Raw genomic sequence first — 23,602 nt, 5'->3', positions numbered from 1 at the left:
CGGGGGCTCAGGCCGCGCCGAACGCCGTGAACGCCCAGCCCGTCGCCTGGTGCAGCGCGTCCTCCGGCAGCGCGGCCCGCGCGTCCCGCAGGGCCTCCGCCAGGGAGAGGCCCGCGCTGAGGCCCTTGTGCAGGGCCAGCATCAGCGGGACCACGGCCGCGTCGTTGACGGGCGCGCTGCTCGCCACCACGCCCGCCGTGCCCAGCGGCAGCAACGCCGTGACCAGGCCGAGGAGCTCGTCCGCGCCGACCGAGGCGAGCCGGGCGGTGTCACAGCTGGAGAGGATGATCCGGTACGGGCTGCGGGCGAGCCGCTCGAAGTCGTGGACGATCAGCGGACCGTCCGCCATGCGCAGCGACGAGAACATCGGGCTGTCGGCGCGGAACGTGCCGTGCGCGGCGATGTGCGCCAGCGCCGCCCCGTCCAACTCCTCCAGCACCCGCGGCACTTGGGCGTCGGCCTGCTCCAGCACGACCGGCACGCCGTACCGCCCGGCCACCTCCGGCACCTCCGCGCCGCCGGTGGCCAGCCCCGGCCCGCGCACCAGTACGTGCCGGCCGCCCGGCGGCGGCTCGGTCTCCCGCGCCCGCAGCCAGCCGCTCGCCGACGGCGACACACTCACCACCCGCTCACGCAGCGACGGCAGCACCGCCCACGGCACCCGGTGCAGCCGGGCCGGCGGCACCACCACGAGCGGCCCCGGGCCCAGGTGCTCCGCCGCCTCGCCCAGCAGCAGCTCCTCCAGCAGCCGTCCCGCGGCCTCCACCACCGGCAGCCGGCCCTCCGCGCCGGGGTGGGCCAGTCGCCGCAGTCCGGCCTGGACGTGCTCGGCCTCCCGCTCCGCCTCGGCCAGCAGCCCGCCCGCGAACCGGCGCACCCGCCCGCCCCCGCACAGCAGCACCTGAACCCGCCCGTCCAGTACGGCGAGTTCGACCAGCCGCCCTGCGCCGAGTCGCTCCAGCAGCCGGCCCGCGTCGAACCGGTCGCCGCCCCACGGAGTGACCCCGCGGATGTGCAGGGTCCGGGAGCGGATCTCCCGTTCCAGACGCCGCTGTTCACGCTCCAGCGTCGGCACGGGCCTGCCCTCCATCCGGGCGGCCTCCGCACGGGCGGCGATCACCCGGAACGCGGTCAGCCCGCTCAGCAGCGCCGGGTCGGCCGGCGGCCGGGTGGGCGGCGTCGACAGCGCCGTGGCCCGCCAGCGTTCGCTCCACACCAGCAACTGCCGTGGGCCGCCTCGTTCCAGACTCACCTCCTGGGCCAGCGCGGCGAGTTCGGCGCCCTGTGCGGTGGCCCGGGCCCGCAGCTCCGAGGCGCCCAGCGTCGTCCGATGGTCGTCCAGGACGTCGAGCCCGCGCCGGCAGGCCTCCAGCACGCCCCGGCCCGAGCCGGTCGCCCGCGCCCACAGGGCCTGGGCCGCCCAGCCCGTCATCCGCGCCAGCGGCGGCCCGCTGCGCCGGCTGCGGGCGGCGATCTGCAGATACCGCTCGGCGTCCGTCTGCCAGTTCAGGTCCAGCGCGATCCGGCCCGCCAGCAGCCAGGCCTCCGGTGCGGCGGGCGCCTGGAACGCGTCGAGCCGCTCGGCGAGCCTGGCGGCGTCCGCGACCAGCCGGCCCGAGGCCCGCCCGGTGGCGACCCGCGCCTCGATCAGCACCAGGCGCGCGTGCGCCTCCCACCAGGTGCGCCGCTGCCCCGCGAAGAGCCGCTCGGCCACCGCCGCACGCGCGATCGCCGTCCCGGGATCACCCGCCAGTCGCGCCGCCTTCGCCGCCGCCAGCAGCAGCTCCGCCTTGCGGGTGGACTGTCCGCCGATGCCGTCCAGGACCCCTATGGCCGCGTCCGCCTCGGCCAGCGCCTCCGGCGCGAGCCCGGCCGCCATCAGGACCTCGCAGCGCCGGATGTTGAGCATGAACGTCGGCGTGCCGAGCTTGGCGTAGCGCTCCTCCGCGTCGTCCAGGAGCCTCAGCGCCGCCGGGACGTCCCCCGAGCGGAACGCGGCCAGGCCCCGGCTCTCCACCGCGTCCGCCTTGTCGTGCTCCTGGCCGGTGGTGTCCCACAGCGCCTCGGCCGCCGTGAAGTCCGCCTCGGCCCGGTCCACCGCCCCGAGAGCCAGGTGCACGGTGGCGCGCAGGGTGAGGGCGCGCGCCGTCCAGATGACGTCGTCCGCCCCGCGCAGTACGGGTATCGCCCGGCGGACGTCCTCCAGCGCCTCGCGATGAAGGCCGAGCACCCACAGGGAGTAGGCCCGCCGGTAGAGCACGCGCGCGCGGGTGTGGCCCGTGCCGCGTTCCACCCCCCGCTCGAACGCCGTCAGCCCCTCCCGGGTGCGGCCCGCGTGCACCAGGGCCACGCCGAGCGTGCCGAGGACGTCCGCCTCCCGCTCGGCGGAGTCCGCGCGTGCCGCGAGATCCCGGGCGCGCCGCAGATGGTCCAGGGCGAGCCGCATGTCGCCCCAGTCCCGCTGCCAGATGCCGATCACCTGGTGGGCGACCGAGGCGTGCAACGGCGTCGGATCGGTGTCGAGCAGTCCTTCCGCCCGCGACAACGCTTCGCCCGGGGCAGCGAACACCATCGGCAGCAGTTCGAGAACCGAGTCGTTTCCCGCTGTCACTCCACGGATGGTAGTGCTCCGGCCTGCACGCCACACCCGTTCGGCGGCGTATCCACCAGTAACAATTGGACGTCGTGTCAACGGAGTCGGCGCGGGTGGAGGCGCGGTGAGGGGCGCAACGAGGGGGCGCACGACAGTAACCGCACCACCCTGCTCCGCAACCGCACCACCCGAACCCGTCGTCGCATCACCTGTATCAGACGACCGCCTGGCGGGTCTTGCTGACGACCACCGGCTGTAGGGGAGGACATGCCATGGCACCACAGCGATTCCACGAGCAGTTCGACCAGATCCAACGCGCCCTGCCCGACGTCCCGTTGGCGATGGGGCCGGACGACTCCGCCGAGTTCATCTACGAGAAGGGGGTCGTCCTCGCCCGCGACGGCGAGGAGGCCCAGGTCGTCGAGGACGCCGTCCGCTCGCACTTCGCCGCGACCGAGGGCCTGGTCCCGGACCAGGTGCGCCGGGCGGGCCCGCAGTCCAACCGCTCCGGGATCACCCGCATCCGGGTCGGCGACCCCGGGGAGGGGGGCCGCGGCGCCGACCACACCGTGGCCGGGGCCCTGCGCGCGCTGCGGGAGGCCGAGGGACGCACGGGCCGCCGTCTGGTCAGCCGCAACCACGTGGTGTCCATCGCGGTCAACGCCTGTCCCGGCGACGAGCCGGTGCCCGCCCCGCGCACCGGGCAGCCCAACCCGTCCGCGGCCCGGTCGGCGCACGAGGCGGACGGCGCGGTCGGCGTGCTCGTCGTCGACACCGGCCTGACGCACGACTACCGCTCCTACCCGCTGCTGGCCCACACCGAGGGCGACGCCCAGCTCAGGGAGACCGACGAAAACGGCATCCTCCAGCAGTACGTGGGCCACGGCACGTTCATCGCCGGACTCGTCGCGGCCGTCGCCCCCAACACCGGCGTCACCGTGCGGAACACCCTCAACGACGCCGGCGCGATCCTCGAGTCGGAGTTCGGCGAGAGGCTCTTCGACGCCGTCGAGGACGGCTGGCCCGACATCATCAGTCTCTCCGCCGGCACCTCCAACGGCCGTGTCGACGGCTTGCTCGGCGTGGCCGCGTTCATGGCGGAACTCCTCGCGCACGACACCCTGTTGGTCGCCGCCGCCGGCAACAACGCCAGCGCCGCGCCCTTCTGGCCCGCCGCCTACGCCGCCCTGCCCGACTACGCCGACGCGGTGCTGTCGGTGGGCGCGCTGCGCGGCGACGGCGAGTTCGGCGCCTGCTTCAGCAACCACGGCCCGTGGGTCACGGCCTACGCCCCCGGCGAGCGCCTCACCAGCGCCCTCACCGGCTTCGACACCCCCGTCCCCTACGTCTACCAGCACTCCACCTACGAGTCCTGCCGCTACGGCTTCACCTACTCCTGCACCTGCCGCTCCCCGCGCCACACCGGCGTGCTCAGCGAGGCACAGCAGGGCGCCCCCGGCAAGCCGGACCAGGTGATGTTCGAGGGGCTGGCCGCCTGGAGCGGGACGTCCTTCGCGACTCCCGTGGCGGCAGGGCTCGTCGCCGCCTACATGACCGCACACCAGGAGACCGATCCCCGTGCCGCCGCCCGCCGACTGCTCGCCGCGAACACCGAGTTCGCCGAGGTGCGCGGAGCGCACGTCCCGGCCCTGCTTCCGTCCACCTGGCGCCCGGTCCCGGTCGGCCCCGCGTGAGGGCCTCATGAGGTCCGAGACGAGCCCCGCCACGGCGTACGATGACAGGCCGTACACGAGGGGTGGGACCGTGGACCGTACTGATGTCGGCGCGCTCGTCCAGTCCGCCGTCGACGGTGACACGGCGGCCTGGAAAGCGCTGGTGGACGGGTTGAGCCCGTTGGTCTGGTCGGTCGTGCGCGCACACCGGCTCTCCGACGCCGACGGCCACGAGGTGTACCAGACCGTATGGTTCCGCTTCGCCCAGCACCTCGGTCGGATCCGCGAGCCGCACAAGGCGGGTTCCTGGCTCGCCAGCACCGCGCGCAACGAGTGCCTGAAAGTGATCAAGGGGCTGAGGCGGCTGACGCCGACCGACGATCCTCAGCTGCTCGACCGGGCCAGTGAGGACCGCACACCGGAGCAGTCGGTCCTGGACTCGGAGGAGGCCGCCGCGCAGAGCGAGCGCGTCCGCTTCCTGTGGCAGGAGTTCGAGGCGCTCGGCGAGCGCTGCAGGCAACTGCTGGGGGTGCTGATCGCCTCACCGCCGCCCAGCTACCAGGAGGTGTCGGCCGCGCTGGGCATCGCCGTCGGCAGCATCGGACCGATGCGCCAGCGATGTCTGCGCCGGCTGCGCGCCCGACTCGACGCACGGGGAGCACGGTGAGCGACATGAACGACGACGAGCGAGACGACATCTTCGGCGAAGTCCCCTTCGTCGACGAGGAGTTCGACCACGACCGGCTGGAGGAGGAACTCCGCCAGGCCGCCGCCGTCCTGGACCCGGTCCCGGCCGAGCTGCGCCGGGCCGCCATCGAGGCCTACGCGCTGCACGACCTGGACGCGCGGATCGCCGAGCTGACGTTCGACTCGCTGGTCGACGCCATCCCGGTGCGGGGAGCGGAGGACGTGCCGCGGATGCTGACCTTCCACACGGGTGGGCTGACGGTCGACGTCGAAGTGACCGGCGAGGGGCTCATGGGGCAGCTGCTGCCGCCCCAGTCCGCCTCGATCGAGGTCCTGCACGGCCCCCGGGCGGGCGCCGCCCTCACCGCCGACGACATGGGCCGCTTCGCCTGCGCCGCACCGCCCACCGGCCCGTTCGCCCTGCGGCTGCGGACCGGCGGGGAGGTGGTCGTCACGGAGTGGCTGCGCGCCTGAGGCCCGACGGCCGGCGGTCAGCCGGTGACCGCGGTCACGAGGGACGCCAGCGCCGTGGCGAGCCGGGTGAGCCCGGGACCGGCCGGACCGCCCGGCTCGGTCATGTACGTGTCCCGGCGGATCTCCACCATCAGCGCGCTCACCCGAGGATCCTTCCCGTAGTACTCCAGGGGTACGTACGCCCCGGAGAACGGGCTGTCGAGCCCCGTCTCCCCGACTGCCGCCCCGAACGCCTCCTGTGCGGCGGCGAGCAGTTCGGGCGGGGTGTGGAAGGCGTCGGTGCCCAGACACACCGGCGGCCGCGGTCCCTCGCCGTGCAGCTCGTAGGGCAGCGGCTCGCTGGGGTAGGAGTGCACATCGACGACGACGGCCCGCCCGACGGCCGCCAGGCGCTCGGCGACGGCATCGGTCATCGCCTGCGCGTACGGCCGGAAGTAGCGGGCGAGCAGCGGCTCGCAGTCGGTCTCCGCGGGCCGCAGCACCTCGCCGTGTGTGGTCCGCGTGTACACGGCGCCCATGCCGACGGCCCGCATCTCCTCCCGTTCGTCCGGGAACCGCTCGGGGTCGACGACCAGTCGTGACAGGCGGTTGACGAACAGCCAGGGCGTGACGGCCGCGAGCCGGGCCGCCTCCTCGGCGAGTTCTGTGGTGTGCGAGTCGGTGATGTGGTTCAGCTCCCGCTCCAGTGCCGCGCCGTCCAGCACGATGCCCCCGCGTACGTCGGCCGGTATCTGCCGTGCCGAGTGCGGTACGTGCAGGATCACCGGGGAGGCGGCGGCGCCCGGCAGGAGCGTGAAGGAGGGGGCGGCGGGGGACACGGGCTGCTCCGGGGGCGTCGGCGGTGGCGTGCGATCAAGGTGCCACATCGTGAGTGCACGCCGGTGGGATCTCGTCCTCAAGCGCGGGACGGGCTGAAAGCCGGGAACGCACCTCCGCCCCGGCCGACTGGCGTCGGGCGGGGCGGAGGCGTCGTGCAGGGTGACTGGTCAGTTCAGGGACGCCAGGGCCTCGGTCCAGGTGGCCGACGGGCGCATGACCTGGGCCGCCTTGGCCGGGTCGGGCTGGTAGTAGCCGCCGATGTCGGCCGGCTTGCCCTGGACGGCGAGCAGCTCGTCGACGATCTTCTGCTCGTTCGCCGCGAGGGTCTCGGCGAGCGGGGCGAAGGCCTTCGCCAGGTCCGCGTCGGCGGTCTGCGTCGCCAGCTCCTGCGCCCAGTACAGGGACAGGTAGAAGTGGCTGCCGCGGTTGTCGATGCCGCCGACGCGACGGGTCGGGGACTTGTCCTCGTTGAGGAAGGTCGCCGTGGCGCGGTCGAGGGCGTCGGCGAGGACCTGGGCGCGGGCGTTGCCGGTGAACGTCGCGTACTGCTCCAGGGAGGGGACCAGCGCGAAGAACTCGCCGAGGGAGTCCCAGCGCAGGTAGTTCTCCTTGACCAGCTGCTGGACGTGCTTCGGCGCGGAGCCGCCGGCGCCCGTCTCGAACAGGCCGCCGCCCGCCATCAGCGGGACGACCGACAGCATCTTGGCGCTGGTGCCCAGCTCCAGGATGGGGAACAGGTCGGTCAGGTAGTCACGCAGGACGTTGCCCGTGACGGAGATGGTGTTCTCGCCGCGGCGGATGCGCTCCACCGACAGCTTGGTGGCCTCGACCGGGGCGAGGATGCGGATGTCCAGACCCTCGGTGTCGTGCTCCGGCAGGTACGCGTTGACCTTGGCGATCAGGTTGGCGTCGTGCGCGCGGGTCTCGTCCAGCCAGAACACGGCCGGGTCGCCGGTGGCGCGGGCGCGGGTGACAGCGAGCTTCACCCAGTCCTTGATCGGCGCGTCCTTGGTCTGGCAGGCGCGGAAGATGTCGCCCTCGGCGACCGGCTGCTCGATGAGCACGTTGCCGGCCTGGTCGACCAGACGGACCGTGCCGGCCGCCTTGATCTCGAAGGTCTTGTCGTGGGAGCCGTACTCCTCGGCCTTCTGCGCCATCAGACCGACGTTCGGGACCGAGCCCATGGTCGACGGGTCGTAGGCGCCGTGGGCGCGGCAGTCGTCGATCGCGACCTGGTAGACACCGGCGTACGAGGAGTCCGGGAGCACCGCGAGGGTGTCGGCCTCCTGGCCGTCCGGGCCCCACATGTGGCCGGAGGTGCGGATCATGGCCGGCATCGAGGCGTCGACGATGACGTCGGACGGCACGTGCAGGTTGGTGATGCCCTTGTCGGAGTCGACCATCGCCAGGGCCGGGCCCTCGGCGAGCTCGGCGTCGAAGGAGGCCTTGATCTCCTCACCGAGGTGGGGAAGGCTCTCCAGGCCCTTGAAGATGCCGCCGAGGCCGTCGTTCGGCGACAGACCGGCGCCGGCGAGGACCTCGCCGTACTTCGCGAACGTCTTCGGGAAGAACGCGCGGACCACGTGACCGAAGATGATCGGGTCGGAGACCTTCATCATCGTGGCCTTGAGGTGCACCGAGAACAGGACGTCCTCGGCCTTGGCGCGGGCGATCTGCGCGGTGAGGAACTCACGCAGCTGGGCCACGTGCAGCACGGAGGCGTCGACGACCTCGTCCTTCAGGACGGGTACGGACTCGCGCAGGACGGTCGTGGCGCCGTCCTCGGCGACCAGCTCGATCCTGAGCGAGCCGGCCTCGGAGATCACCGCGGACTTCTCGGTGGAGCGGAAGTCGTTCTCGCCCATGGTGGCGACGTCGGTCTTCGACTCCGAGGACCAGGCGCCCATGCGGTGCGGGTGGGTCTTGGCGTAGTTCTTGACCGACGCGGGGGCGCGGCGGTCGGAGTTGCCCTCGCGCAGGACCGGGTTCACGGCCGAGCCCTTGACCTTGTCGTAGCGGGCCTGGACGTCCCGCTCCTCGTCGGTCTTCGGGTCGTCCGGGTAGTTCGGCAGCGCGTAGCCCTGCGCCTGCAGCTCGGCGACCGCGGCCTTGAGCTGCGGGATCGACGCCGAGACGTTCGGCAGCTTGATGATGTTGGCCTCGGGCGTCTTGGCCAGCTCGCCCAGCTCGTGCAGGGCGTCCGGGATGCGCTGGTCCTCGGTCAGGTACTCCGGGAACACGGCGATGATGCGCCCGGCCAGCGAGATGTCCCGCGTCTCCACGGAGACACCGGCCTGCGAGGCGTACGCCTGGACCACCGGCAGGAAGGAATACGTCGCCAGGGCCGGGGCCTCGTCAGTGTGCGTATAGATGATGGTCGAGTCAGTCACCGGGTGCTCCGCTCCACGTCTGCAACATTGCTCGACATCAAGATATCTCGTGCCGGGGTCCGGCTCGACAGGGGTCTCCTCACACGCCGGGATGTCCGGGTGTCCTCCCCGTGCAACCGAAACGTCTGTTTTCGAGGTCCAGCAAGGAGAAGGTCGACCTCATCCGACGGCCGGACCGACCACCCGGCCGCGAGCGAAAGCGGACCATGAGATATCGCAGCAGAGTGACGGCCCCGGCGGCCGTCCTGATCGGCACGACAGCCGCACTGACCGGGGGAAACACGGCGTACGCGGGCGCGCAGGACGCGGGCGTGAAGACCGGCGCCGGCCCGGCGCCCGAGACCCTCGGCGACCCCGTCTTCCCGGCCCTCGGCAACGACGGCTACCGCGTCACCGCCTACCACCTCGACTTCTCCTACGACCCCACGACCGCCCTCGTCGACGCCACGGCGACCCTGGAGCTGCGTACCGCCCAGGCCCTCAGCCGCTTCTCGCTCGACTCCCTCGGCCTGGACATACACACCGTCCGCGTCGACGGCCGCACGGCCGCCTTCGAGCAGGTGGACGAGAAACTGCGGATCACTCCTGGCCGGCCCCTGCCCGCCCGGGCCCGGGTCACCGTGTGCGTGACGTACACGGCGGACCCGCGTCGTACGCTCCCGCACACCGCGTGGGTTCCCACTCCGGACGGGTTCGCCGTCTGCCCGCAGCCGGACTCGGCGCACACGGTCTTCCCGTGCAACGACCACCCGTCGGACAAGGCGGACCTCACCTGCCGGATCACCGTCCCGGCCGCCCTGCGCGCCGTCGCGAGCGGCTCGCTCGTGTGCACCGAGCGCCTGGCCGGCGACCGCACCGCGTACACGTACCGCTCGCGCTCGCCGATCGCCACCGAACTGGTGCAGATCACGGTCGGCGACTACGTCGTCAAGGAGCGCCGGGGACCGCACGGACTGCCCCTGCGGGACGTCGTCCCGACCGCGCGGGCCGAGGCGCTGGAGCCCGCGCTCGCCCTCACCCCGGGCCTGGTCGAGTGGATCGAGGCGCGGCTCGGCGCCTACCCCTTCGAGACGTACGGCCTGCTGCCCTGCAACTCCGACGCCCCGAACGCCTTCGACTTCACGGGCCTGGAGACCCAGACCCTCACCCTGTACAAGCCGAACTTCCTGCTCCAGGAGGAGAAGAAGATCGGCTCGCACATGATGCACGAGCTGGTCCACTCCTGGTTCGGCAACAGCGTCAGCCCCGCCACCTGGGCCGACCTGTGGCTCAACGAGGGCCACGCCGACTTCTACGGGCTGCTCTACCGCTACGAGCGCGGCTGGACCGACTCGCTCGGCTACAGCACGTTCGAGGACCGGATGAAGTTCACGTACGGCCTAGGTGACCAGTGGCGGCAGGACTCGGGCCCGGTCGCCGCCCCGAACGCCGTCAACCTCTTCGACAACCAGCGCTACACGGGCGGCGTCCTGGTCCTGTACGCGCTGCGTCAGGTCGTCGGCGAGGACGTCTTCCACGCGATCGAGCGCTGCTTCCTGGACCGTCACCGCAACTCCTCGGCGACGACGGAGGACTACATCGCCGTCGCCTCGAAGGTGTCCGGGCAGGACCTGTCCGGGTTCCTGCGGGACTGGCTGTACGGCACGAAGACGCCGCGCATGCCCGGCCACCCGGACTGGACCGTGACGCCCCCGAAGACGCAGCTGGCCTCCCCGCACAGTCGCAGGGGCGGGCACTGGCACGAGAACTCCGCGACCCTCTGAGGCGACCGCCGCCGTCAGTCGTGCAGGGCGGACACCTCGCCCTGCACGAGGTCGTCGGGCGTGCGCTGCTGCGGGATGACCACCGTGCCCTGCTGCAACGCCACCGTCCGGGCTGGCGCCGGGATCCGGATGCCCTCCTCGCGGTAGCGGCGGTGCAGCCGCTTGATGAACTCGTGCTTGATCCGGTACTGGTCGCTGAACTCGCCGACGCCCAGGATCACCGTGAAACCGATCCGCGAGTCGCCGAAGGTGTGGAAGCGGATGGCGGGTTCGTGGTGCGGAAGAGCGCCCTCCACCCCCGTCATGACCTGCTCGATGACCTCCGTGGTCACTCGCTCCACGTGCTCCAGATCGCTGTCGTAGGCCACGCCGACCTGCACCAGGATCGTCAACTCCTGCTCGGGACGCATGTAGTTGGTCATGTTCGTCTTGGCGAGCTGGCCGTTGGGGATGACGACGAGGTTGTTGGAGAGCGCGCGCACGGTCGTCTGACGCCAGTTGATGTCCTCGACGTAGCCCTCCTCGCCGCTGCTCAGCTTGATGTAGTCGCCGGGCTGCACGGTCTTGGAGGCGAGGATGTGGATGCCCGCGAAGAGGTTCGCGAGGGTGTCCTGGAGGGCGAGCGCGACGGCGAGACCGCCGACGCCCAGCGCGGTCAGCAGCGGGGCTATCGAGATGCCCAGCGTCTGCAGCACCACCAGGAACCCGATCGCCAGGACCAGGATGCGGGTGATGTTCACGAAGATCGTGGCCGACCCGGCGACACCGGAGCGCGAGGAGGTCACCGACTGCACCAGTCCGGCGACGACCCGCGCCGCCGACACGGTCACCACGAAGATCAGCAGCACCGTCAGACACTGGTTGACGGTGTGCTGGACGGCCTTCGTCAGCGGCAGCACCGCGCCCGCGGCCGCCGCACCGCCGGCGATCGCCGTCCACGGCACCACGGTGCGCAGCGCGTCCACGACGACGTCGTCGCCGCTCCACTTGGTGCGCTTGGCGTGCTTCGCCAGCCAGCGCAGCAGCGTGCGCGACAGGAACGCCGCCAACAGACCGGTGGCCAGGGCGATTCCGGCGATGACGCCGTCGTCCAGAGTCAGTGCGCGGTTCACCGGTCACCTCCGGGAAGTCGATCCGCGGCACACGGGGCCGCCGACGGCCGGATGTGAAGTCTCGTCACGATGTCACCTGCTCGGTTCCGGGAAGTGCGGTCGCGCCCCTCCGCAGAGAAGGCGCAACCGCTCATCCTGCCGTATCCGACACAGGAGTTCGTACCCGAGGAAACGGCTGTGACGGAAGGATCGCGCAGCTCAGGGCGGCCCCACCGGTCCAGTTTCCGTGAAGGCGGCCGAAAACTGTCCCCGCGTACGGACGCGCGAGCCCCGGCGACGGCGTACGCGGGCGTGAGCTCCTGCGCCGGTCAGATCACCTTCATCCGCACCAGCGCCCCGAGCGTCAACGCCCCCGGCACCAGCGGCAGCCACACGGTGATGATCCGGTAGCCGAGGACCACGGCCGTGGCGACCGCCACCGGGCCGCCCGCCGCCACCAGGGCCACGACCAGCGCCGCCTCCACCGAGCCGATCCCGCCGGGCGTCGGCACCAGCGCGACCGCCACCGTCGCCGCCAGATACGCGACCGCCATGTGCGCCACCGGCACCGGCAGCCCCAATGCCTGACCCACCGCGGCGAGACCGGCCGCCTGCAGCACCGGGAACGCCAGGGAGCCGCCCCACAGGGCCAGCGCCCGGGACGGCCGGGAGTGCACCGAGCGCGCCTCGCCGAGCGCGGTACGCAGGAACGAGCACACCGCCGACCGCAGCCGCCGTACGAGGGCGAGCAGGCCCGCCGCCACGAGCGCCACCCCCGCGAGCGCGCCCAGCAGCGGGCCGAGCGCCCCGTCGGGCAGCAGGGAACCGAGCCGCAGCGCGTCCGGGAAGACGAGCAGCAGCACGGCCAGCAGACCCACCCTCGCCACGCCCTCCGCCAGCAGATACAGCGCGAGGGCCGCCGAGGAGCGGGCCAGCGGCACCCCGCACACCGTCATGAACCGCAGGTTGACCGCGCCCGCGCCGAGGCCCGTCGGCAGCAGGTGGTTGGCCGCGCCCGCCGCGAACTGCGTGGCCAGCAGCCGCCGCCCGGGCAGCCGCTCCACGACCGCGCCCTGCCGGGTGAAGGCCGCCGCGACCCACGTCAGACAGGTCGCCCCGACCGCGGCCAGCAGCCACGGCCACTCGGCTCTGCGCAACTGGGCGAAACCCTCGGCGAGGACGGACCGGTGCCGCACCGCGACCACGGTGACCAGCAGGAGCGGAAGCAGACACAGGACCTGGCGCACCGGCACACGCCGGGCCGGCCTGCCTGGGGGAACGGGAACCGCTGTCACACTCGGAGAGGTTTTCCGCACGGCGCCAACGGCGGGTTGCGGAAGCGGGGACGGAACATTACGTACGGTCATCGGGTCCTTCGTCTGATCCTCTGTCCATATAGGGAGAACCTTGACCTCAAGGTTGCTTGAGGTTCTACGGTCGGTCCTATGAGCATGGAAACCACGGCGTGGATGCAGCTGCACAGCGTCATGAACGCCCAGCAGGAACGCCGCCCCTTCGACCGTGCGGCCCTGCGCCGCATCGGCGCGTTCGCCCGCCCGCACCGCCGCCGGATCGCACTGTTCGTCGTGCTGGGGGTGATGACCGCACTGCTCGCCGTGGCCACCCCCGTCCTCGCCGGCTGGGTCGTCGACGCGATCGTGTCGCACGGCGACGCGGACAGGGTCGTCCGGCTGGCCCTGCTCATCGCGGGCATCGCGGTGCTGGAGGCGGCGCTCGGCATCCTGGGCAGGAGGCTCTCGTCGACGCTCGGGGAGGGTCTCATCCTCGATCTGCGCACGGCCGTGTTCGATCATGTGCAGCGGATGCCGGTCGCGTTCTTCACACGTACCCGTACGGGAGCGCTCGTCTCCCGACTCAACAACGACGTGATCGGCGCCCAGCGCGCCTTCAGCAACACGCTCTCCGGAGTGGTCTCCAACCTGGTCACCCTGGTCCTCACCCTCGTCGTCATGCTCACCCTGTCCTGGCAGGTCACCCTGCTCGCGCTCGCCCTGCTGCCGGTGTTCGTGATCCCGGCGCGCCGCATGGGCAGCCGCATGGCCGGCATGCAGCGGGAGGCGGCCGCGCTCAACGCGGCGATGGGCACCCGGATGACCGAACGCTTCTCGGCGCCCGGCGCCACGCTGGTCAAGCTGTTCGGCCGCCCGGAGCAGGAGTCGGCGGAGTTCGCGGCCCGGGCCGCCCGGGTCCGGGACATCGGCGTCCGCACGGCCACCGCCCAGTCGGTCTTCATCACCGCCCTGACCCTCGTCTCCGCCCTGGCCCTCGCCCTCGTCTACGGTCTCGGCGGCCACCTCGCCCTCAAGGGCACCCTCGAACCGGGCGACGTCGTCGCCCTCGCCCTGCTCCTGACCCGCCTCTACGCCCCGCTCACCTCTCTCGCCGGGGCCCGCGTCGAGGTGATGAGCGCGCTGGTCAGCTTCGAGCGGGTCTTCGAGGTGCTCGACCTGAAGCCGCTCATCGAGGAGAAACCGGACGCCCGCGAGGTCCCCGAGGGCCCCGTCTCCGTGGAGTTCGACGACGTCCGCTTCGGCTACCCGTCCGCCGACAAGGTCTCCCTCGCCTCCCTGGAGGAGGTCGCCGCCCTCGACACCCGCGACGGCGCCGAGGTCCTGCACGGCGTCTCCTTCCGCGCCGACCCCGGGCAGACGGTCGCCCTCGTCGGCTCCTCCGGCGCCGGCAAGTCCACCATCGCGCAGCTCCTGCCGCGCCTCTACGACGTGGACGCAGGCGCCGTCCGCATCGGCGGGATCGACGTCCGCGATCTGAGCGCAAGCTCCCTGCGGGCCACCCTCGGCATGGTCACCCAGGACGGCCACCTCTTCCACGACACCGTCCGCGCGAACCTCCTGCTCGCCCGTCCGACGGCCACCGAGGACGAGCTCTGGGACGCCCTGCGCCGCTCCCGCCTCGACGACCTCGTGCGCTCCCTGCCCGACGGCCTCGACACCGTCGTCGGCGAACGCGGCTACCGCCTCTCGGGCGGCGAACGCCAGCGCATGACCATCGCCCGGCTGCTGCTGGCCGGCCAGCGCGTCGTCATCCTCGACGAGGCCACCGCCCACCTCGACAACACCTCCGAGGCGGCTGTCCAGGAAGCCCTCGCCGAGGCGCTCGCGGACCGCACCGCGGTCGTCATCGCCCACCGCCTGTCCACCGTGCGCGCCGCCGACCTGATCCTCGTCGTCGAGTCCGGCCGGATCGTGGAACGCGGCACGCACGAGGAACTGCTGGCGGCGGGCGGACGGTACGCGGAGCTGTACCGGACGCAGTTCGAGCAGCCGGCGATCACGGAGCCCGCCGCGCTGTGACGGCCGCGCCGCGACGCCGGAACGTTCGAGGTCGACCAGCCCGCAGCCGGAGTTGTCGCTGGGAGAGGGGCCCGCCTCGCTGGCAGAGGGGTGTCCGGGCGATCGCTCTCACTGTCTCCGACCGTGATGCCGTTCTCGGCACTGTGGCGTCGGGTCAGGACCAGACGCCGGAGAAGTCGATCTTCTGGGCCCATTCCGGGTGGTCTATCAGCGGATTGCGGTTGCCCTGGAGCTCCGCGACGGAGGCGTTGCGGTGCAGCTCGTACTCACTGACCGCCTCGTTGTCGTGCCAGGTCACGAGGGTGCGCAGCCGGTCCTTGGGGAATTCGCCCGGAGCGTCGCCGACCAGCCCCGGGTAGCGCAGCAGGAAGTACAGGGTGGCCCGGGCGACCGTGCCCTTCCCCTCCTCCGGCTCGAACCCCACGTCCTCGCGCATCCCGCAGTCCTCGCGGATCACTTCGTCGAAGTCGGGGAAGTCGAAGTACGGGAAGTTGCCGCGGAAGCTGTTGCACTGCATCTCGCACGCGAACAGATGGTGGAGGTCGCCCCGCATGGGCTCCTGCTTGGAGAACCACGACTGCGGCACCACGTGCTCGCAGTTGAAGGGCATCGACGCCTCCAGGGCGTCGAACTCCGCCTCGAACTCGGCCGGTCCCGCCGTGCTTTCCTGCAGGAGGAGTTCCTGGACGCGGGCCAGCCGGGCCTCCATCACGGCGGCGTCGGCCCGGATGAACTCCTCGGCGGTGAAGTCCTTCCCCGAGTAGATGCTGTGCAGCAGGCCGTCCTTGTGCAGGTCGACCCACGGATAGACCAGCCGGATCGGCTTGTACCTGGGGCGGGGCGAGTGGGTGTCCTCCAGCAGCCGGGTGAGCGCGCGGCGCAGCGCGTCGCCTTCGGCGGTGCTGATGCCCGCGTAGTACGCATCGCGTGCGGCGGAGTCTGCGGTCCGGTCGTAGTAGGGCCGTTCCCGCCCCAGCCCGAGGTTGACCAGGGCCGCGTGCACCTCCCGCTCGACCGCTGACGGTACGTCCGCCCGACGGGCGGACGGGCGCGCCGGGGCGGTCTTCGGGGCGGGCGTGGGCGCGGTGACGGGGGCGGGGGCGGGCTGCGCCGCGGTGACGGTGGCCGTCGGGTACTCCGACGTGTCGAACCCGACGGTGATCCGCACCGGCACGGTGAGCTGCGCGGCGCCGTCGGTCACGTACGCCCGTGCCCCGTCGGCGGCAGGCAGACCGGCCGCCCCGTCGACCGCGGGCGGGACCGAGGGCGACGAGGGCGAGGGCGGCGGCGGGGTGCTCTCGACCGGGGGCGCGGCGGTCCCGGCGGTCCCGGCGGTGAACACCTCGTCCCGCAGCCGGGCGGCGGCGCCGGTCAGGGTGGTCTCGTGCAGGGCGCGCAACACCTGGCTGATCCGCACGCCCTCGTTGGCCTTCCACGACAGCCGGTCCTCGCCCATCTCCGGCCGCCAGACGGCGCCGTCGACGCTGAGGGGCCGACCCTGTGCGTCGGTCTCCGGGACGGCCGAGTGGTGCAGCGCGACGACCTCCCACTGGTCGTTGAAGACGGCCGAGCCCGACGATCCCGCGAGGGTGTCGGTCGAGTACTGCAGGAAGCTGTCGAGCACGTCGACGACCTGGTTCTCGCGCAGCGCGAGTTGCTTGGGCTCGCCCCTGGGGTGCTGAACGATGTTGACGAACTCCCCGATGAGGATCTTGCCCTGCGCCTCGGTGAGCGTCAGCCGGCCGAACGACGAGAGGGCCTCGCCCTGTGTGCCGCGTTCGGCTACGGCGACCAGGCTGAAGTCCAGATCTCGGTCGGTGACGAAGAACCGCTGCGGCTCCAGCTGGAAGACCGCCGGCACGAGCGGACGCCCGTCGACCCCGTTCTGGAACCCGAACGCCACCACACTGCGCGCCGCTTCCTGGCTGCCGCGCAGCACATGGTTGTTGGTGAGCAGGAGCGAGGGGGACACCATGAAGCCGGTGCCATGTCCGCCGCCCGGCCCGCTGATGGTGACCCGGCCGACCGGGCGGGAGACGAGGGCGCCTTCCTCCAGGAACGCGACCGGGGCCAGGTTGTTGCGCCCGATGAGGCGTTCCAGCCCGATGACCTCACTGCCGAAGGCGCCCGGCGGCAGCGGGAGGGCGCTTCCTGCCGTCCGGACGGGATCGGTCGGCGGCCGCTCCATGGCCCGGGCCAACGACCAGTCGGCGCCGAGACGGGCCAGCCTCTTCTCGACCCGTGCCGGGGCGTCGGCGTAGAGCACGCCGCGCGTCTGAAGTACGGCCTGGTTTCTCTCCCGCTCCTTGGTCCGGTCCGCGAAGCGGGCCGCGGCTGCCGTGAGTTGGTGGAGGTAGTCCGATTCCGTGTCGGAAACGAGTTCTGCCGTTGCCATGTGTCCGCCTCCTCCGGGGGACGCGTGCGGACGGCCGCCTCATGTGCTGCTGCAGACAGAAAGCGAGGGGGAGGGGGAGCGAAGAGCGGCAGTACGGTGACGGACCGCGCGGAGTTCCTCAGTGCGTGCGGGACCGGAGGGGGCGGCGGCCGAGCGCGGCCAAGTCGCCCACCGGCGCGCCGACTTGGAGCCGCACCAGGGTGTCGTTGACTTTCCTCTCCTCAATGCTCGCAGGTGCCGCAAACATGTGCAAAAGGTGCATTCGTCGCATTGGGCGGTGTCGACGCAAGTCGCCCCGGCCGCCCGGCCGGCGACGTGGACACCGGCCTCGGGCAGCCGGCGCCGGAGCGGAGGCCGTCGTCCGGCCCTGAACCGGCGCCGGACCCCGTCAGCCCTCCATGGCGTCGCGTACGAGTGCGGTGTCGACGAACTGCTCGAAGCGGACGATCCTGCCGCCGCGGACGACGAAGTGGTGGGCGACGCGGACGGCGAGTCGCTTCCCGGTCGCCTTGTTGACGGCGGTGTAGCGGGCGAGGACGACGACGTTCTCGCCGTCGACGACGTAACTGTCGTCGTGGGCGGTCCAGCCGTCCCAGTCCTCGGCGAGCTTCGCCATCACCTGGGAGGTGACGCCGTCGGGGGTGCGGTAGGTGCCCGCCAGGGGGAAGCCCGCCATCTCGGTCCACTCGACGTCGGGGGCGAGGGTGGCGCGCAGGGCCTTCAGGTCGCCCGTCGCCGAGGCGAGGTACTGCCGGCGGACGACGTCGGCGGGGGCGTCGGAGGTCGCGAAGCCGGTGCTCGGTGCGGTCATGTCCGTCAGCCCCAGGTCATCTCGCCCTTGGCGACCTTCGCACCGATCTGTGCGGCGATCAGCATGCCGTTGTCGGGGTAGCGCCGGACGAGGGCGTCGGTGAGCGCGGCGCCGTCGGCGGCCGTGCCGAGCTCCTCCTCGAAGGCGGTCAGGTAGTCACGCGTGGCCGTGATGGCGGAGGCGTCGGCCGCGGTGTCGGGCAGACGGTGACCGGGGACGACCAGCTGCGGGTTGAGCGCGGTCATCTCGTCCAGCAGGTCGATCCAGGCTGCGCGCTGCTCGGGCCTGGCGGTGTCGGCGACCCAGACGTGCTCCTGCTGGAACAGCAGGACGCCGCCGAGGAGGGCGCGGTGCTCGGCCTGCCACAGGTAGTGGCGGTCGGGCAGCTCCGCGCCGCCGCCCTTGAGCGCGAAGCGGTGGCCTTCGAGGGTGAGGTCGTCGGTGAGCGGCTCGATGGCGACCAGGCGGGTGGGCAGGTTCGCGCCGAGCGCCTCCCAGGCCTTGAGCTTGCCCTCGTAGGAGTGCTGGATGTGCTCGATCACGTGGTCGGTGGCGACGAACCTGGCGTCGGGGAAGGCGTCGGCGAGGACCTCGGCGCCGAAGTAGAAGTCGGGGTCGCCGTGGCTGATGAAGACGGTGGTGAGCTTCTTGCCGGAGTCGAGCACCTCGGCGGCCAGCCGGTGGCCGTCGGCCCGGGTGAAGCCGGCGTCGACGAGCAGGGCCTCGGTCTCGCCGGTGACCAGAGTGGCGGTCTTGTTCCTCACGCCTGCGGGGAAGTCGAGGTCGAGGACCTTGAAGGAGAGCGCGCTCATGGGTGTTCCTTCGGTGCGGGGTGACGGGGATCAGGACGTGCGGGCGATGCCGAGGGGGGCGAGTCGGCGGTCCACCTCGTCGGCGGTCGCATGGCCACGGGCCAGGGGGACGGTGTGCGAGCCGGCTACGGCGAGCAGGGTGGGGAAGCCGGTGACGCCGAGCTCGGCGCTGCGGCGGAAGTCGGCCTCGGCCTCGCCCTGTGACTCGGGTGAGTCGAGGGCGGCGAGGGCGGCGTCGGCGTCCAGTCCCGCCGTCTCGGCGATCTGCCGGTAGGCGGCGGGGTCGGACAGGCTGTGGCCGTCGAGGTAGAAGGCGTTCTGCATCGCCACGGCCAGCTCCACCGCGCGCTCGGGTGCGGTCCGGCGCAGGGCGGCGACGCCGCGGGCGGCGGCCTCGGAGTCCATCACGAACGAGCCTTCGGCCGCGAGCCGTCGGTAGGCCTCTCCGAACCGGGCGCCGGTCAGTCGCCCGATCTCGTCGTTGGCCTTCTCGATGTGGCCGAACCTGCGCATCGGCACCCGGCGTTCACCGGTGAAGAGCCCGCCGGAGACCACGTCCACCGGGATCCCGGGGTGGCGGGAGACGACTTCGCGCAACGTGCCCGAAAAACCGTGCGACCAGCCGCAGTAGGCGTCGAATACGTAGACCAGCTTCATCGAGGACCTCGACAAGGGAGTGACGCCCACCCGATGCGGGCGATTCACCTGACAGAACAGTACCTGACTTATCAGATATTTCCACGAGCCTGTGACTTGCGCCACACGCGGTCGCGACTGAAGCCGGCCGGTCGGGCGGGTCGGCCGGGTCGGGCGGGTCGGGCGGGTCGGCCGGGTCGACTGATGTCAGCAGGGCAGCGCTGACGCCTCGGCGCAGGTCAGGGGAGGCGGGGCAGGACGTCCCGGGCGGAGTGGCTGAGGATGCGCAGGTCCCGGGTGAACCGTTCGAGGTCCTCGGCGGGGAGGGGTGCGACGAAGTACCGCTCGATGTTCTCCAGATGCACCTGGGACGCGCGTACGGTCGTCTCCTCGCCCAGCGACGTGAGCCGCACCAGCTTCGCGCGCCGGTCGTCGGGGGAGTCCGCGCGGGTGACGAGCCCGGCCGCCTCCATACGGTCCACCAGCCGGGTCGCGCCGCCCGTGGTCAGCACCTGTTCCTGGGCGATGGCCCGCATCGACAGGCCCGGCGCCCCCGCCCGTCCGAGGATCAGCAACACCTCGAACATCAGGTGACTGACCCCGCACTCCTCCTCGAGCGCCCGCCCCAGGATGTACTCCAGCCGGTTGGCCGCCCCCTGCAGCCGCCCGAACGCCAGGATCAGCTCGTGGTCCGCGGCCTCCTTCGCCGTCCGGATCCCCGCCTGTTCGCTCACGGCCTCGCCGCCCCTTTCGCCGTCCCGGGTATCACCGTACCGATCAAGCCCGGGTCAGGCAGGGGGCGGCCCTCAGGAGGCCCCGGCACCACCGCGTGCGGTCGAGGAGGGGGAGCGCTCCGGTTGAGAGGCGGCGTGCTCCGGATCAGCCGGCGGCCTCCTCCGGCGGGCGGGCGGTGGTCCGGCGCGGCACCAGCGTGGGCGCCAGGCTGACCTGGACGGAGGGCTTGTGCCGGTCGTCGATCCGCTCCTGGACGAGACGGGCGGCGTTCCTGCCGATCTCGACGCCCGCCTGGTCGACGCTGGTCAGCGACACGGGGCCGAACGCGGCGAACGTGGTGTTGTCGTAGCCGGCCACCGAGATGCCGCCGGGAACGGAGAGCCCGGCCTCCGCGATCACTTCCAGCGCGCCCATCGCGACGACGTCCGCTCCGGCGAACACGGCGGTGGGACGCAGGGCACGGCCCAGGAGCTGCTCGGCGCCCAGGCGGCCGCCGCGCTGGGTGTAGCTGGTGGACACGACGTCGATCTCCTCGGCCAGACCGTGGGCGCGCATCGCCTGCCGGTAGCCGTCGGCACGCCGGGCGTTGGGCATCTCCGCCAGGCGGGTGGGGTCGGTCTCGTGATGCTCGATGTGGGCGATCCGCCGATGCCCCAGACCGACCAGGTGGCCGACGACCAGGGCGGCGCCCTCGATGTCGTCGTTGACCACCGTGTCGTACAGCCCGGAGGCGCCGTGCCGGCCCACGACGACGGTCGGCACGGCGGCGGCCACCCGCTCCAGACGGGTGCGCGAGGACACCGGGGCGACCAGGACCAGGCCGTCCATGCCGCGGTCGATCATCGCCTCGGTGACCCGGGCCTCCGCCTTCTCGCCGTTGCAGCCGGGCCCCAGGAGCACCTGGTACTCCGTGTCCTGAAGGGTCTGGGTGACGCCGTCGAGCACCTCGGGGAAGAAGGGGTTGCGGATGTCGGGCAGCATCACGCCGATGGTGTACGTCTGCCCGCGCAGAGCCCGCGCGCCCGCGTGCGGCCGGTAGCCGAGCTCGTCGATGGCACGGCGCACCTTCGCCCGCATCTCGGGGCTGGCCCCGTAGGCGTTGCGCAGCACCTTGGACACGGCGGTCGTGGACACCTGGGCGTGTCGCGCGACATCGACGATGGTGACGCGGCGGCCCGGTGCTGGCGGCTCCATCCGGTTTCCTCTCCCTCGGGAAACGTTTGCCGCCGAGTGTACGGACAGGGCCCGTCACCTCGTAGGCCCCCGGCGTGCGGCCGCGTCTCTCGCCGCTGGCACAACCGTGCAGCGTGCGCGGCATCTTGACGTCACGCGGGACGCTCTCTAGGGTCTGGCCACCCGGCGGGAAACGTTACCCACGAGCCCTACGGCCGTCCGGCCCCACGTCGTACCCGTCATCATGTGCGCCTTTCACGTGGGAGGACGGCGAAGGCCTTGCGAGGGGGCCCGAGTTGACGCCGGGGGGCGTCGGCGCGGGCCACGATCACGATCCGACCCGCGGATGAGAAGGTCTCGTCGACCGCGCCGGAGCATGGGACGAGGACGCGGTCGTCGTCCGGCCGTCGGTCAGCCGGACCGCAGCTCGAACCAGTCGAAGGCCGCGCTGCCCTGTGTGGCGTACATGCCGAAGACACGGCCGGTGAAGCCGCCGGCGACCTCGGTGGTGAGGTAGCGGCCGTCGAGCTCGGCGAGAACCTCGAACGCACCGCCGTCCGTCTCGAAGCCCAGGCGGAGGGTGTCGGGACCGCCGACCCTGAGGCCGGGCGGGGGAGCCGCGTCAGGCCCCGCGCCCCGGGTGGTGACGGTGGGCGGCAGGACGTCGGAGGTCGTGACGTCGATCCGCAGGGTCACCGGGCCGGGCGGTACGGCCCGTTCGGCGACGGCGTGGCGCAGCGGGCCGATCCTGGCGATCGCGCGGATCACGCCGTCGCCCGCCTCCACCTCGTAGTGGTGCGCCTCGTCCAGCCGGACCGCGAGCCCGCCGCGACCGCCTTCCGCGACGTCGACCAGCGTGCGCGCGGTGCAGTCGGGGTGGCGCTGACGTCGTCCGACGAAGAGCGCGCCGGGAGTGTCCAGGCTGTCCGCGCGGGCGTGCAGCACCAAGTGGCCCGGCCGCTCGTCGAGTCGGGCGGCCTGCGGGTCGTGCCGGCGCAGCGACACCCAGCACGGGGCGAGCGCGGGAGAGTCGAATTCGTCCCGGTCCGGCTCCTGCGGCCAGGGATGCGGAGGCAGCGCCGGGGCCTGCGCCCGCAGCTCCAGCGGCCCGGGCAGCGGCCACTCGTCCTCCCACCGCACCGGCGCCAGGAACGTCTCCCGGCCCATGCCGTGGTACATCGGGGTGTCGCCGCGGGGCCTGGTGCCCAGCAGCACCATCCACCACGTGCCGTCCTGCGCCTGCACCAGGTCGCCGTGGCCGGTGTTCTGCACCGGATGGCCGGTACTGCGGTGGGACAGCACGGGGTTGGCCGGGTGCGGTTCGAACGGTCCGGGCAGGGTGCGGGCCCTGGCCACCGAGAGGGCGTGCCCGCGCTCGGTGCCGCCCTCGGACAGCAGCAGGTACCACCAGTCGCCGATCCGGTACAGGTGGGGGCCCTCGGGATACTGCAGCCCGCTGCCCGACCACATCGCGGTCGGCTCGCCCAGCAGCTCGCCGGACTTCGGATCGATGCGGACCCCGCGGATCCCGCCCGCGGAGAACACGCACCAGCAGGCGCCGTCCTCCTCCCACGCCAGGTCGGGGTCGATGCCCGGCACGCCGATCGGCACCGGGTCCGACCAGGGTCCGGCGGGGTCCTCGGCGGTCACCAGGACGTTGCCCGCCCCGGCGACCACGGTCGTGATCAGCCAGAACCGGCCGTCGTGGTAGCGCAGCGTGGGCGCGTACACCCCCGTGGAGGAGGGGGCCGTGTCGGGCAGCTCCAGCTGCGCGGGCCGGTCCAGCGCGTGCCCGATCAGCCGCCAGTGCACCAGGTCGCGGCTGTGCCAGATCGGCACGCCCGGTACGTACTCGAAGCTGGACGTCGCCAGGTAGTAGTCGTCGCCGGCCCGGCAGACGCTCGGGTCCGGGCTGAAGCCGGGGATCACGGGATTGTCGAAGAACGCCATGTCCGTCCAGAGGTGTGCGGGTGTGCGGTCGAGGAAAGCTCGCTGTGAGAGTCGACATGTTGAAGCGCTTCGAAAGTCGCACGTGCGGCTGTTCCCTGTCAACGGGTGCGTAGGCAACGTTGCCTATCGCCAAACCGTGCTGGTGAGCGTGCTGGCACCGGTGCAGTTGTCGAAGCGCTTCGACGGATTTCGTCGGGAACGCTCCCGCCGGGACGTGTCTTGACCCTCGGTCGGTGCTCCACGATGCTTTGTTGCGGCACATGAAAAA

Annotated in this window: 17 protein-coding genes; 5 read left to right on the top strand and 12 right to left on the bottom strand. The window is 72.2% G+C overall.

Features of this window, described 5'->3' with window-relative positions; genetic code table 11:
* Window positions 1-7 precede the first annotated feature (7 nt).
* The gene (locus ACIBAF_RS38690; protein WP_399469695.1) at window positions 8-2,572 is read right to left on the bottom strand and encodes a CHAT domain-containing protein; all 2,565 of its coding nucleotides are present in this window, start codon (window positions 2,570-2,572) and stop codon (window positions 8-10) included.
* 293 nt (window positions 2,573-2,865) lie between these two features.
* Here ACIBAF_RS38690 and ACIBAF_RS38685 point away from each other — a divergent pair, with 293 nt between their 5' ends.
* The 3 genes from ACIBAF_RS38685 (at window position 2,866) to ACIBAF_RS38675 (ending at window position 5,427) form a co-directional block, all read left to right on the top strand.
* Window positions 2,866-4,287, top strand: a complete 1,422-nt coding sequence (locus tag ACIBAF_RS38685; protein WP_399469641.1) for a S8/S53 family peptidase — start codon at window positions 2,866-2,868, stop codon at window positions 4,285-4,287.
* A 70-nt stretch (window positions 4,288-4,357) separates the two neighbouring features.
* The gene (locus ACIBAF_RS38680; protein ID WP_399469639.1) at window positions 4,358-4,933 is read left to right on the top strand and encodes an RNA polymerase sigma factor; all 576 of its coding nucleotides are present in this window, start codon (window positions 4,358-4,360) and stop codon (window positions 4,931-4,933) included.
* A 5-nt stretch (window positions 4,934-4,938) separates the two neighbouring features.
* Window positions 4,939-5,427, top strand: coding sequence for a hypothetical protein (locus ACIBAF_RS38675; RefSeq protein WP_399469637.1), 489 nt, complete (start codon window positions 4,939-4,941; stop codon window positions 5,425-5,427).
* Between the two features lie 17 nt (window positions 5,428-5,444).
* On the opposite strand, the gene ACIBAF_RS38670 is transcribed toward ACIBAF_RS38675, so the two are convergent.
* Window positions 5,445-6,245, bottom strand: coding sequence for an N-formylglutamate amidohydrolase (locus ACIBAF_RS38670; protein WP_399469635.1), 801 nt, complete (start codon window positions 6,243-6,245; stop codon window positions 5,445-5,447).
* A 168-nt stretch (window positions 6,246-6,413) separates the two neighbouring features.
* A complete protein-coding gene (locus ACIBAF_RS38665; RefSeq protein WP_399469633.1) occupies window positions 6,414-8,636 on the bottom strand; it encodes an NADP-dependent isocitrate dehydrogenase in 2,223 nt (740 codons plus the stop codon).
* 206 nt (window positions 8,637-8,842) lie between these two features.
* Between ACIBAF_RS38665 and ACIBAF_RS38660 the strand changes: the two genes are divergently transcribed.
* Window positions 8,843-10,399: a M1 family metallopeptidase gene (locus ACIBAF_RS38660; protein WP_399469631.1), complete on the top strand. Its 1,557-nt coding sequence runs from the start codon at window positions 8,843-8,845 to the stop codon at window positions 10,397-10,399.
* Window positions 10,400-10,413: 14 nt separating this feature from the next.
* Here the strand turns inward: ACIBAF_RS38660 and ACIBAF_RS38655 are convergent, their stop codons facing one another.
* Both ACIBAF_RS38655 and ACIBAF_RS38650 read right to left on the bottom strand, forming a co-directional pair.
* Window positions 10,414-11,511 carry a mechanosensitive ion channel family protein gene (locus ACIBAF_RS38655; RefSeq protein ID WP_399469629.1) on the bottom strand — a complete coding sequence of 366 codons (1,098 nt, stop codon included), beginning with the start codon at window positions 11,509-11,511 and terminating at the stop codon, window positions 10,414-10,416.
* A gap of 308 nt (window positions 11,512-11,819) precedes the next feature.
* Window positions 11,820-12,785 (bottom strand): YbhN family protein, encoded by a 966-nt coding sequence (locus ACIBAF_RS38650; protein WP_399469627.1) that lies wholly within the window; start codon window positions 12,783-12,785, stop codon window positions 11,820-11,822.
* Between the two features lie 156 nt (window positions 12,786-12,941).
* On the opposite strand from ACIBAF_RS38650, the gene ACIBAF_RS38645 reads away from it, so the two are divergent.
* Window positions 12,942-14,822 carry an ABC transporter ATP-binding protein gene (locus ACIBAF_RS38645; protein ID WP_399469693.1) on the top strand — a complete coding sequence of 627 codons (1,881 nt, stop codon included), beginning with the start codon at window positions 12,942-12,944 and terminating at the stop codon, window positions 14,820-14,822.
* A gap of 154 nt (window positions 14,823-14,976) precedes the next feature.
* Here ACIBAF_RS38645 and ACIBAF_RS38640 read toward each other — a convergent pair whose 3' ends face one another.
* The 7 genes from ACIBAF_RS38640 to ACIBAF_RS38610 all read right to left on the bottom strand — a co-directional run bounded on the left by ACIBAF_RS38640 (window position 14,977) and on the right by ACIBAF_RS38610 (window position 23,334).
* A complete protein-coding gene (locus tag ACIBAF_RS38640; RefSeq protein ID WP_399469625.1) occupies window positions 14,977-17,217 on the bottom strand; it encodes an endonuclease in 2,241 nt (746 codons plus the stop codon).
* A 388-nt stretch (window positions 17,218-17,605) separates the two neighbouring features.
* Window positions 17,606-18,028 carry a nuclear transport factor 2 family protein gene (locus ACIBAF_RS38635; protein ID WP_399469623.1) on the bottom strand — a complete coding sequence of 141 codons (423 nt, stop codon included), beginning with the start codon at window positions 18,026-18,028 and terminating at the stop codon, window positions 17,606-17,608.
* 5 nt (window positions 18,029-18,033) lie between these two features.
* A complete protein-coding gene (locus tag ACIBAF_RS38630; protein WP_399469621.1) occupies window positions 18,034-18,840 on the bottom strand; it encodes an MBL fold metallo-hydrolase in 807 nt (268 codons plus the stop codon).
* A gap of 30 nt (window positions 18,841-18,870) precedes the next feature.
* Window positions 18,871-19,497 carry a DsbA family protein gene (locus tag ACIBAF_RS38625; RefSeq protein WP_399469619.1) on the bottom strand — a complete coding sequence of 209 codons (627 nt, stop codon included), beginning with the start codon at window positions 19,495-19,497 and terminating at the stop codon, window positions 18,871-18,873.
* Window positions 19,498-19,715: 218 nt separating this feature from the next.
* Window positions 19,716-20,210, bottom strand: coding sequence for a MarR family winged helix-turn-helix transcriptional regulator (locus tag ACIBAF_RS38620; RefSeq protein ID WP_399469617.1), 495 nt, complete (start codon window positions 20,208-20,210; stop codon window positions 19,716-19,718).
* Window positions 20,211-20,355: 145 nt separating this feature from the next.
* Window positions 20,356-21,405 (bottom strand): LacI family DNA-binding transcriptional regulator, encoded by a 1,050-nt coding sequence (locus tag ACIBAF_RS38615; protein ID WP_399469615.1) that lies wholly within the window; start codon window positions 21,403-21,405, stop codon window positions 20,356-20,358.
* Between the two features lie 390 nt (window positions 21,406-21,795).
* On the bottom strand, window positions 21,796-23,334 hold the full coding sequence (locus ACIBAF_RS38610; RefSeq protein ID WP_399469613.1) for a glycoside hydrolase family 43 protein: 1,539 nt from the start codon (window positions 23,332-23,334) through the stop codon (window positions 21,796-21,798).
* Between the last annotated feature and the right edge of the window lie 268 nt (window positions 23,335-23,602).

The organism is Streptomyces sp. NPDC051677, assembly GCF_044453465.1.
In the GTDB taxonomy this organism is placed as follows: Bacteria; Actinomycetota; Actinomycetes; order Streptomycetales; family Streptomycetaceae; genus Streptomyces.
Note: the sequence above shows the minus strand (reverse complement) of the source record. Positions and strands in the feature narration are given on the sequence as shown.

Excerpts from the sequence above, each read along its gene's own strand:
- ACIBAF_RS38690 (WP_399469695.1), bottom strand. The coding sequence starts at position 2,572 with ATGGTGTTCGCTGCCCCGGGCGAAGCGTTGTCGCGGGCGGAAGGACTG.
- ACIBAF_RS38685 (WP_399469641.1), top strand. The coding sequence starts at position 2,866 with ATGGCACCACAGCGATTCCACGAGCAGTTCGACCAGATCCAACGCGCC.
- ACIBAF_RS38675 (WP_399469637.1), top strand. The coding sequence starts at position 4,939 with ATGAACGACGACGAGCGAGACGACATCTTCGGCGAAGTCCCCTTCGTC.
- ACIBAF_RS38660 (WP_399469631.1), top strand. The coding sequence starts at position 8,843 with ATGAGATATCGCAGCAGAGTGACGGCCCCGGCGGCCGTCCTGATCGGC.
- ACIBAF_RS38645 (WP_399469693.1), top strand. The coding sequence starts at position 12,942 with ATGGAAACCACGGCGTGGATGCAGCTGCACAGCGTCATGAACGCCCAG.
- ACIBAF_RS38640 (WP_399469625.1), bottom strand. The coding sequence starts at position 17,217 with ATGGCAACGGCAGAACTCGTTTCCGACACGGAATCGGACTACCTCCAC.
- ACIBAF_RS38635 (WP_399469623.1), bottom strand. The coding sequence starts at position 18,028 with ATGACCGCACCGAGCACCGGCTTCGCGACCTCCGACGCCCCCGCCGAC.
- ACIBAF_RS38630 (WP_399469621.1), bottom strand. The coding sequence starts at position 18,840 with ATGAGCGCGCTCTCCTTCAAGGTCCTCGACCTCGACTTCCCCGCAGGC.
- ACIBAF_RS38625 (WP_399469619.1), bottom strand. The coding sequence starts at position 19,497 with ATGAAGCTGGTCTACGTATTCGACGCCTACTGCGGCTGGTCGCACGGT.
- ACIBAF_RS38615 (WP_399469615.1), bottom strand. The coding sequence starts at position 21,405 with ATGGAGCCGCCAGCACCGGGCCGCCGCGTCACCATCGTCGATGTCGCG.
- ACIBAF_RS38610 (WP_399469613.1), bottom strand. The coding sequence starts at position 23,334 with ATGGCGTTCTTCGACAATCCCGTGATCCCCGGCTTCAGCCCGGACCCG.